This window comes from Xenorhabdus stockiae, assembly GCF_002632825.1.
Taxonomy (GTDB): Bacteria; Pseudomonadota; Gammaproteobacteria; order Enterobacterales; family Enterobacteriaceae; genus Xenorhabdus; species Xenorhabdus stockiae.
This window is the reverse complement of the sequence record NZ_NJAJ01000063.1, coordinates 1-9253: the sequence shown is the minus strand read 5'-3', so window position 1 is coordinate 9253 and position 9253 is coordinate 1. Positions and strand designations below refer to the sequence as shown.

Here is a 9253-nt window from a genome sequence, read left to right as displayed (position 1 = left end):
TATGCATCTTGCGTATTCCTATAGAAATAAGAGCCTGCTGACGTAGAAATATCGCCCATGAGAGGTCGCCACCTAGCGATACTTCTCAGGCTCTATTTCGATAAGCTCATGATTGGATTTAGCGCACGTCAGTACGCCGATAAAAAGAAGCCCCGCAAAAGCGAGGCTCAGAATTCAGTGTGGTTTTTTGAATATCATGTAGGATCTCATGACAAAAACATCTGGCGCTCAGATGCCCTACGCTTAGTCAGACCGTTCATCACCTTACCCGCTGCCTTATTCCATCTCTGGAACTCATCGGCTGCACCTTGGTAGTCACCTGCATTGAGTTTTTTCAGCAAGGTAGAACGAGCAAAGTTACCTGCACCACAATTGAAAATGAACGAGCACAGGGCATCGAACTGCCCCTGAGTCAGTGATACCTTTACAGCGGATTCAAGGGTGAGGTAAATAGGCTGAAGGTCATCATGCAGGAAGGCTTCGGCCTGCTGTTCGGTGATAACTTGCCCCGGCTTGACGTCTTTTGTGTGACCGTAGCCGATTGTCCACGGGATACCACCTGTCGCCGGATCGGGGTAGGCTTTCAGTTTCAGGCCTTCATATTGCTTGATGAAGCTCAATCCGTTCTCGCTGATTTTCATCTGTGCACCCCGAACTTGTTTTTGAAGAAGGTAAAGACTGCATCAAGAATTGACCCAATTTTCTTAGTGCCCAAAAAGCCAATGAGGACACCGAAGAACTGAGCCAGACTCAGCGGTAACTGTGCATATTCCAGCGCGTTAATAATCCCGACACTGATTGCCGCACAGATAAAGGCTTCGACTAATGAGGCTTTCCAGCCTGAGCCATCCCTTTTCTCACGGGCGAATGCAGTTGATGCAGCTAGAAACATACCACCCAGAAAAGGAGCATTGATAATTAACCAGTCCCAGACATGCGCCCAGAACTCCGTGTCTTTTTCAGTCATACGCATATTTCCACCCCATCAGAACAATGGGCGTCCGTGGGGTGAGTCTGTGGTCGCCCCTGTGAGTTGTAGTGAATAGGATGCCAGCCGCAATAGGAGATACTGAGGTTATGAGAGTGATTGCGGTGGCAAATTGGGCAATAATCAATTTCGAGCGCCCAGATATGGACGCTCTGTATTGGTTATTGTATGGGGGCAGCTACAAATCTATGCTGACCTCGACATACTGTGCGAACCGTGTCACCTGTCAGCGTGGTGATGTAGGCCTGGTCTGTCTTCTTGATCTCGTGATTAATCAGATTGCCGTTCTGGGTATGTTCGACACAGGCAATAACGCCCTCAGCGACATCTTTCGGGTAAAACTCCAGACGGTACATGTCCCCCAAGATCCATGACTCTTCTACTGAACGACCATTTTTTTCTGTGATTAGCTTTAGTGCGTACATGGGTAATTTCCTCATTGCGTAGGTAACAAAAAAGGCCACTAAGTGACCTTTAATTATGTTCATATTATTGATATCAGGATGTGTGGCATTTCGAACTACCTGCAAATCCTCGGTAGTTGGATAAATCCATCGAATTCATCTTTCATGAGGGTGATCTCTTTTTCGCTGAAAATCAGATTAACCAACTGATTTATATAACATGAAGGGGTGTTCTCTAATCCCGATCAGTATGTTGACCGAAACACCTAAAAATAACACTTAATATATTGATTTAACTACGATATAGGTGTTGATCGTAACGTTCACTTTGAGTTGTAACCCCTGAATTGATTACTGGTTGTGGAGGTCGGCACTGATCTCCGACATGAGGCACCAAGTCATACCATCCCGCACACCGCACACAATAAGTGAATATAGGTCAGTCTTTCAGGTAGCAGTTAAGCACACAGTATCTAAGCAGCCAGTCAGCCCTAGCATTCTCCACAAGGATTAAGGTGCCTTCTCCATGCCAAGCAAGGATAACAAGTGTTATCAAAAGGCACCTTACCGTTGTAGAAAACAAAAAGCCCCGCGAATGCGAGGCTTGGAATTCTATCGGAAAACTAGTTCTTGATTCTGACTATCTATTCTTTCTCAAAGTAAGGAGGGCATACAGGCTGAATTTTATCAGTTTTTACGTAGGAAAAATTAATTTCTTCATTCCCAAGCTTATCTATTTTGGTTAAGTTCATAAACGTTTTGCGCCCTACTTTTTCTATTCCTTTAAATTTAAGGGTAATAAAAGGCTCTTTCTCATTATTAAACGTCACTGAAATTAAGTCATCAGATATTGTATGAGTGTATATGTATTTTTCTACTGGTTCACCAATCATTTTGCCTTTATACATAGTACCTTTAATCACTTTTCTATTGTCCCAATCACATGTGAAGGGATAGAAATATTCAGTGTTATCTGGTCTAAATTCTATAACGTTGGCGAATCCCTCTATTGTGGGCAGCATTGCCCAAGTACCAATGATGTCATCTTTGATATTGCTTCCCGCAAAACCATAACCACAAAACGATAGAGTCAACACTCCTACTACAAGTGCCTTTTTCATATATCAACCTATATTATGTGCATTTAGGCTGATTGTAGCGTAGCCACAAAAAACAAAAAACCCCGCACTGGGCGAGGTTTAAATATTCGTAGTGAGTATAGTTACAAGTTCCCACTATTTGAAGATGTTAGACCAAGGCCGGACAAAATGCAACTGTTTATTTTGTCACCTCATTAAATGCAACTTCGGCGCGCTGTTGTTCTGAGTAACACTTCTCCACCAACTTTTGGTAAAACGGTTTCCAGTTACGCCGCCATGTTCTTTCGTTCAGTTCCGGCAGGTAGACTTTGATTGCAGTATAAGCGACTGACGAAGGTACTCTGCTATAACCTCTCCCTGAGCAACGCGGGCAGATTTTATGCACTGGCGCGCCTTGCAATGCAGTTTGCTCCTCATCAAGCACCAAGCCCCGCCCCTTGCAGCGACAGCGATTTGACAAAATGCCTTTACCGTTACATTTCTGGCAGAGTTCACCAACCTGCTCTTTTTCAATCCACGGCTCAAGAACCATCACCCCATCTGCACGGATAATGCCAGGATGTTTCTCCACATCCTTCACACTGTAAATGAGTCCTTTCCCTTTGCACTCCTGACATTGACAAGTAGACGCAGCTGACCGGGAATACTCTTCAAAGGCCATTTTCGATAAGATCACCATACATTGCCCCAGCTTATTTCCAGCCGCTTTCGCTATGAGCTTCGGTGCTGCCTGTCTTGCGTACCGCGTCAATGATTCGACCGTGCTGAACCGACCTTCTTCACTGATGCCGTTCTTGGCGAAAAAAGCGGTCATGCCAAACTTAGCCCTTGATTCAGCCATCCCTAAAGCCGCAGCGGTGTCCATGCCTTTCATTCTGTCCGGGGCAGTACTGGATGACGAGTCACTAAACGCAGGTGACTTCGGGTGAAAGTGTTTCAGTGCTGATTCCAGTTTCATTATTATGCTGTCTCCGCTGTCTTTCTCGTAAACTCTATTCCTCTGGCCTGATCCCCGTTCTGGAGCAGATCATTAAAATCCCCGGCGTCCGGCCAGCGAACGCTGACTTTTTCAACGTCGTTATTCGCCTGTAAATTCTTACGGGCGCACTCCATTGCGGCTGCATGACCCGTGGCGCTCCAGTCGTTATCTGCAAAGACAATGAGATGCTTCACGCCCTGTGGGGCAATGAATTTCGCCATATACCCGGCATTCATGGTTGACCATGTGTTCACCCCGTAAATTTGCTTACAGGACAAGGCAGTCTCAATCCCTTCGGCAATCCCCAGTGTGGAATCCACCGGAAACAGACGAATAGCCACTGATTGGGCATGTGCGATAATTCTCTTCCTGCATCGCATCGAGTTTCTTTTGCGGAGTAATGTTGGCCTTTCTGTCCCCGTCTAAATACGTCCGGTGCAGATAACACGCTAACCCTTTTGAATCGGTAGCCAGTGCCCATATCGCTTGCAGGGTGCCGTTGCGGACAGGCTGTTCGGCGCAATATTTCACGTTATCAGCAGGCAGAACATGAATGCCTCGATTACGCAGATAAGCCTCACCCTGTGTGCCTCTGAGATGGGATAAATTGGCATAACAGGCCGTCACTCTGTTTCTGAATCCGGTGATATTGGTCTCTTTTTTCACTGTGCTGCGTTTGTCGGACTGGATACCCAACAGCAGATCAATCTCGTCCGCTAACGTCTTGTACTCTTTCCCCTGCGTCAGGGTGAGTAGTTTCCAGCCATCCCCGGCATTGCAGGTGCAAATAAATGTCCCTCTGCCTTCCCGGTCATCAATACGAAAGCTGCCTTTCCGCTCGCATATCGGGCATTTCCCCTTAAAGTGACGCTTGCCGGTTACGGGTGGTAACTGGTAGTAATTAAAAATCTCAGGCCAGCGACCGATGACGGCATCGGCGGTTTTGATTCTGTTCATTGTGTTTCTCCCTGTAGGCCAAAGCGATCACGGATATCACTGAGGCGGTGCTGAATCACATCAGGCTCAAGTGAGAGCTGCTCTTTAGCGGGGGCTTGCTCGGCTTTCTTGCGAGACTTCGCCCACTGAATTTGCTTATGCTTGATGAAGTTGTTCACTTCGGGGGTCAGTTCCTGCGGGGTGTCATGAAAACCGCGAGGCCAGACGCCGAACTTTTCCTTAAACGTATTGGCTACCCAGCCATCACTGAACGTCTTACCCTGTGACGCCCGCTGGTTCTGGTAATACTTTAATTGCGAGTAGAAGCTCTGCTTTTCAGCCTGGGTGTAAACCCGCTCTTTTTTACTGAGTTTTTGGATAGAGCGGCTGGTATCTACGTCGATGTCTTCCCCGGTCAGTGGCTTAAAATCACACTTCGGGCAGACATAGACTCCGGCAGGCTTCATGTAGTGACAGCTGGGGCACTCTTTCGGCAACTTCTCCCGCTTTTCCTGCTCCCGGTGGCTGGAGTTGGTCTTCATGCCATCGTTTTTGCTGGGCAGCTCGTCATATTCGATATCGTCGGGATAGCCGAGACGGTGGACAGAACCGGAGTGATCGAAGATAAGGCAGGCTTCTTTACCCGGCGCGGTACGTAAGCCTCTGCCGAGGCATTGAGTCCAACGGATCTCTGATTTGGTGGGCCTTGCATAAATGATGCAGCGCACATCACTATCAAACCCGGCAATTAAGGTGCCAACATTCACAATGACTTTCGTTGCGCCCTGCTCGAAACGGTGAATAATAATCTGCCGTTCTTCATGGGGGGTCTGGGCGGTAATAATCTCAGCATTCACCCCGGCACGAGTGAATTCGACCGTAACAAAGTTGGCATGACTGACCGTGACGCAAAAACAGATCGTTGGCTGATTATTACCATTGGCTAACCAGTTACTGACGATATCGCCCACCAGATCAGCACCACACATGATTTCAGCAATCTCAGCCTCTTTATAATCACTGCCGAATTCCGCGCTGCTATTGGATTTCACCCCGCTCAAATCCGGTTTCATTGGCGCATAGAATTCATATCGGCTTAAATCACCACGCTGAATCAGCTCTTTCATGGTGGTGGGCTTAATCAGCTTCTCGTAATAGTGACCAAGGAACGGGGCAAATGGTGTGCCTGATAACCCAATGACCGGGATGTCACTGTCACGGATAATTTCCAGCATCCGCTTGCGGCGCAGATGGGCCTCGTCGATAATCAGCAAATCAATATTGTCCGGGAACTCACGGCGGATAATCGTATCGGCTGACGCAATCTGAATAAGCCGGGTCGGGTCGTAGTTCGGATGGTCACGCCAGACATAACTGATTTCATCTCCGGGTAGCCCGTATTCGATAAAGCGTGTAGCCGTCTGCTCTACGAGGATGGTATACGGTACACAGAACATGACGCGCATTTCACGAGTGACATAGCCGTCTGTGATAAATGCCGCCAGTCCGGTTTTACCTGAGCCGGTTGGGCTGTACACCATGAACGTACGGTGCTGCTTCCAGTTCTGGCGCAACAGACTCAAACCGCGCTCCTGAGCAAAGTTAGGGGTAATGTTCAGCATGATGTTACCCCTTGTTTATTTTTTTGAGTTCCCGTGCAATAATTCTGCTCAGGTAACTGTCCATTAGTGCCGACTGCAAGAGCCTGAACAGTTGTACTCGCCAAAGTTTCGCTGTTCGGTTTCTTGCGCCCTATCCTGTTTAATCCCCTGTATTCCTGACTAATTTCCCTCGCGACTTTCGCTAAAGTACTTTTTAGTCCGCTTAACCATCTTCCGTATTCATTTAACATTGATACCCTCACTTGAATAATTTCCACTGCCAGAGCACAACCTTTCCTGATTTCTACAACCACCAGCCCCGTGCTAATACCTGAACTGGGTAGCACGAACCACATCGACACCATTCACGCTATAACGCAGAGGTTGCTTACCATTCTTGAGCAGTACAAAACCGGACATACCCGCAGGCAGCTCACTGAGTTTCAGTAGTGATCGTTTACGCGGTGAACGGTTGTCAGCTTCGATAGCACATTTCTCACCGGTTCTCGTAGTCACCATGTAATCCACTCGCCCATTACGGCCATCACTCAGCCCGGTTACGGTGAAGTTCTTTTGCAGGAACCAACCTTGCTCACGGATCTTTGCTGTGAGAACTGCTTCAAATTTCTGCATATCGGTAGTAGTGAAGAATTGCTCTTCCAGTAAGGTGATTAATTTTGCTTTCAATGCTGTGCTCATTTTTATTTCCTCAATGGTTATTTGTATCACTTGGGTAGTACGGCGATTTTTGAAATCCTATTAGTGCACTTATCTAACTTAGGTACTCTCTACTGAGATCTATTTAAGTAATGAGTTCTTACTTGGCTGTGCTTTACCTGTCTCAGCTCTCCAACTCCCCCCAACCCCCCTCGGTTCTCTTCTCTATTTTTGTACTAGTAAAGAGATACACTGTGAGTATTTACAACAAACAAACTAAACAACTAACTTCGGCTTCTCGATGTAACCCTGTGCGGCTCGCTCATACTTCACGACAAATTCCCTGAGCCGAGTATTAGCTTCGTATCTGGCTGCATTGCTCTTGCAAAATGACACGGGTTCCTTGTCCCACTCCGCCTGATGTACTGCTGAATATTCGGCAATCACTCTTGCCCGCGTACTAACCCGTAATTTCCCTAACATCTCCTGTATCCATGCGCCATCGTCAGGATCGAAATGCGATGGCATGGTCACTTTGGTGTAATCAGGAAACATCATTCCCTCTCAGGTGGTGGTTCTGACATATGACTTTTATGACTCACCAAATCCTCTAGTGGGATATTTAACTTTTCATGTAACTCAAAATACCTACCCGGTGGTATGCGCTTTTTCTGGACCCACTGACTGACAGCTTGATTAGATATTCCCAAAAGCTTCGCTAACTTTGTAATTCCTCCTGCTTTTTCAATGGCAAGATTTAAGGCGCTCATATATCCTCCTATAATTTACAATCCAACAATACAAGTTATACTTGTTTTTGTAAAGTTAAACTTGCTAGCCCGAAGAAAGTAAAGCTTGTATATTTGAGGCATGAAAACTATGCATGAACGTATAAAGCAGGCAAGACTTGCAAAGAAAATGACTCAGGCTGATCTTGCTGAAAAGATCGGTGTGACGCCTCAATCTGTTCAGCAATGGGAATCACATACCGAGCCTAGAAAAGCCAGACTAATGACGATTGCAGAAATACTAGGGGTTGATGTTAACTGGTTACTGTTTGGTGATCTTTCGAAAAAAGACAACATAAACATAGAGCAAGTAGCCCCAGAAGAAATTACGTCATGGGATAACAGTGTATCGCTAGATAATAATGAGGTAGAAATACCTTATTACAATAGTATTGAACTAGCAGCGAGCCATGCATGTAGTGGAGAAGCCAATGGTACCAGCTATAAGTTAAAATTTTCGAGAGCAGTATTTAACCGTTATGGGGTCTTACCTAGTGATGCTATAGCGTTTCCCATTCAAGGGGATAGCATGTCACCAGTGATTCCTGATAGTTCTACAGTCACAGTAATTACTGGATACAAGAAAATCGTTGACGGCGGTGTATATGCGATTGAACAAGGAGATCTGCTGCGCGTAAGAATATTACTACGTCAGCCTGAAGGAAAATTGATTATCCGAAGTTATAACTCGGTCGATTACCCAGATGAAATAGCTGAAGCCAGTACAGTAAACATCATTGGTAGAATCTTTAACTGGTCGGTAATGGGCTGGTAAAGATCAAGTATGGACATTAAAAACCCTCTTATTGAGGGTTTTTTTGTGATCTAAATCTCAAATTCGTATTCGCAAATAAAAATAATATTTTTATATATCAAAGCATTAAGCTCATTCACTTGTTTTTATCTTTACAAAAAGAAAAGAATTACTTGATTTAAGCAAGTGTGACTTGCATCGTTTAACACAAGCAAAACTTGATATACAGGTAAGTCTATCTACGAAAGAAGGACAAGAATATGACCAAACAAGAATTCAAATCCAGTTGTAGTGCATTTCGAAAATCTCTACGTAATGCAGTAAGACAAAATAACCCCGAATTATTTCATTCTTTAAATATTGGTATTTTTCGTCAATGCCATCCCAGTAACAGGCCTGTTTCTATCGCTATCTGGATGTATAGGTGAGGTTAAGCATAGATATAATAAGCCTGAACCAAACAACTATAAACACAGAAATAATATTATTGATAAATTAGCTGAGAAAGATAATGGAAAACAAACTACAAACCGCCGTCCAAATTGCAGAAGAAATTGAATCATCTATATTTCCTGTAGTGACTGCAACTCAGAACGAAGCAGAACCGGATACTTATCTAATGTGTCGGGGAATTCATCGACAGGCAATTAATTTAGCGCAACAATTAAGGGAGTTAAACAAAGATTACATCATGGAAGGTGAAACACATTCATTCCGTGATATGAGATTTGAATTAGAACCCGCTCATGTAGCCATCAATAAATCAAGAGTATTTATTAATGCACTTATTGAAAATGAAAGAAATGATGAAAGAGCAGTCGAGCTTTCTATTTTATCCGATTTAGTATTTACCGCAATAAAAGAAATAGAACGAATCAGAGGTGAAGAATTATGACAACATTTAAACCCATAGAAATTGCCACTAATGCTGACGTCGTGATTGAGATACGTGAAGTCTATGTTGTTGACGGTGCTAGCCGGGCTTATTTAAGTGAAAGTGCGGCACTGAATAAATTAGCTTATGTTCGTGCGCAAGAGCAATTCGA

The 9253-nt window shown here is 44.9% G+C and carries 12 protein-coding genes and 1 pseudogene; 2 read left to right on the top strand and 11 right to left on the bottom strand.

Features of this window, described 5'->3' with window-relative positions:
- Positions 1-206 precede the first annotated feature (206 nt).
- The 11 genes and pseudogenes from Xsto_RS19255 to Xsto_RS19205 form a co-directional block, all read right to left on the bottom strand.
- Positions 207-641, bottom strand: a complete 435-nt coding sequence (locus Xsto_RS19255) for a lysozyme (RefSeq protein ID WP_099126123.1) — start codon at positions 639-641, stop codon at positions 207-209.
- The gene (locus tag Xsto_RS19250) at positions 638-967 is read right to left on the bottom strand and encodes a phage holin, lambda family (protein ID WP_169926698.1); all 330 of its coding nucleotides are present in this window, start codon (positions 965-967) and stop codon (positions 638-640) included. The genes Xsto_RS19255 and Xsto_RS19250 overlap by 4 nt, the downstream gene beginning before the upstream one ends.
- A gap of 182 nt (positions 968-1149) precedes the next feature.
- On the bottom strand, positions 1150-1413 hold the full coding sequence (locus Xsto_RS22030) for a hypothetical protein (RefSeq protein WP_099126125.1): 264 nt from the start codon (positions 1411-1413) through the stop codon (positions 1150-1152).
- A gap of 623 nt (positions 1414-2036) precedes the next feature.
- Positions 2037-2513 carry a hypothetical protein gene (locus Xsto_RS19240; RefSeq protein WP_099112025.1) on the bottom strand — a complete coding sequence of 159 codons (477 nt, stop codon included), beginning with the start codon at positions 2511-2513 and terminating at the stop codon, positions 2037-2039.
- 157 nt (positions 2514-2670) lie between these two features.
- On the bottom strand, positions 2671-3450 hold the full coding sequence (locus tag Xsto_RS19235; RefSeq protein WP_099126122.1) for an antitermination protein Q: 780 nt from the start codon (positions 3448-3450) through the stop codon (positions 2671-2673).
- Between the two features lie 2 nt (positions 3451-3452).
- Positions 3453-4428: pseudogene (locus Xsto_RS19230) on the bottom strand (toprim domain-containing protein).
- Entirely contained in the window at positions 4425-6029 is a 1605-nt protein-coding gene (locus Xsto_RS19225) for a DEAD/DEAH box helicase (RefSeq protein ID WP_099126121.1), read from the bottom strand. The pseudogene Xsto_RS19230 and the gene Xsto_RS19225 overlap by 4 nt, the downstream one beginning before the upstream one ends.
- Positions 6023-6355: a hypothetical protein gene (locus Xsto_RS19220; RefSeq protein WP_141554544.1), complete on the bottom strand. Its 333-nt coding sequence runs from the start codon at positions 6353-6355 to the stop codon at positions 6023-6025. The genes Xsto_RS19225 and Xsto_RS19220 overlap by 7 nt, the downstream gene beginning before the upstream one ends.
- Positions 6333-6707, bottom strand: coding sequence for a hypothetical protein (locus Xsto_RS19215; protein ID WP_099126119.1), 375 nt, complete (start codon positions 6705-6707; stop codon positions 6333-6335). Before Xsto_RS19215 ends, Xsto_RS19220 begins: the two co-directional genes overlap by 23 nt.
- Before the next feature lie 234 nt (positions 6708-6941).
- The gene (locus Xsto_RS19210) at positions 6942-7223 is read right to left on the bottom strand and encodes a hypothetical protein (protein WP_339955575.1); all 282 of its coding nucleotides are present in this window, start codon (positions 7221-7223) and stop codon (positions 6942-6944) included.
- Entirely contained in the window at positions 7220-7435 is a 216-nt protein-coding gene (locus tag Xsto_RS19205) for a Cro/CI family transcriptional regulator (RefSeq protein WP_099126118.1), read from the bottom strand. Before Xsto_RS19205 ends, Xsto_RS19210 begins: the two co-directional genes overlap by 4 nt.
- Positions 7436-7544: 109 nt before the next feature.
- Between Xsto_RS19205 and Xsto_RS19200 the strand changes: the two genes are divergently transcribed.
- Positions 7545-8228 (top strand): XRE family transcriptional regulator, encoded by a 684-nt coding sequence (locus Xsto_RS19200; RefSeq protein WP_169926696.1) that lies wholly within the window; start codon positions 7545-7547, stop codon positions 8226-8228.
- Positions 8229-8718: 490 nt separating this feature from the next.
- Positions 8719-9102, top strand: a complete 384-nt coding sequence (locus Xsto_RS19195; protein WP_099126116.1) for a hypothetical protein — start codon at positions 8719-8721, stop codon at positions 9100-9102.
- Positions 9103-9253: the final 151 nt, after the last annotated feature.

Excerpts from the sequence above, each read along its gene's own strand:
- Xsto_RS19255 (WP_099126123.1), bottom strand. The coding sequence starts at position 641 with ATGAAAATCAGCGAGAACGGATTGAGCTTCATCAAGCAATATGAAGGC.
- Xsto_RS19250 (WP_169926698.1), bottom strand. The coding sequence starts at position 967 with ATGACTGAAAAAGACACGGAGTTCTGGGCGCATGTCTGGGACTGGTTA.
- Xsto_RS22030 (WP_099126125.1), bottom strand. The coding sequence starts at position 1,413 with ATGTACGCACTAAAGCTAATCACAGAAAAAAATGGTCGTTCAGTAGAA.
- Xsto_RS19240 (WP_099112025.1), bottom strand. The coding sequence starts at position 2,513 with ATGAAAAAGGCACTTGTAGTAGGAGTGTTGACTCTATCGTTTTGTGGT.
- Xsto_RS19235 (WP_099126122.1), bottom strand. The coding sequence starts at position 3,450 with ATGAAACTGGAATCAGCACTGAAACACTTTCACCCGAAGTCACCTGCG.
- Xsto_RS19225 (WP_099126121.1), bottom strand. The coding sequence starts at position 6,029 with ATGCTGAACATTACCCCTAACTTTGCTCAGGAGCGCGGTTTGAGTCTG.
- Xsto_RS19215 (WP_099126119.1), bottom strand. The coding sequence starts at position 6,707 with ATGAGCACAGCATTGAAAGCAAAATTAATCACCTTACTGGAAGAGCAA.
- Xsto_RS19210 (WP_339955575.1), bottom strand. The coding sequence starts at position 7,223 with ATGATGTTTCCTGATTACACCAAAGTGACCATGCCATCGCATTTCGAT.
- Xsto_RS19205 (WP_099126118.1), bottom strand. The coding sequence starts at position 7,435 with ATGAGCGCCTTAAATCTTGCCATTGAAAAAGCAGGAGGAATTACAAAG.
- Xsto_RS19200 (WP_169926696.1), top strand. The coding sequence starts at position 7,545 with ATGCATGAACGTATAAAGCAGGCAAGACTTGCAAAGAAAATGACTCAG.
- Xsto_RS19195 (WP_099126116.1), top strand. The coding sequence starts at position 8,719 with ATGGAAAACAAACTACAAACCGCCGTCCAAATTGCAGAAGAAATTGAA.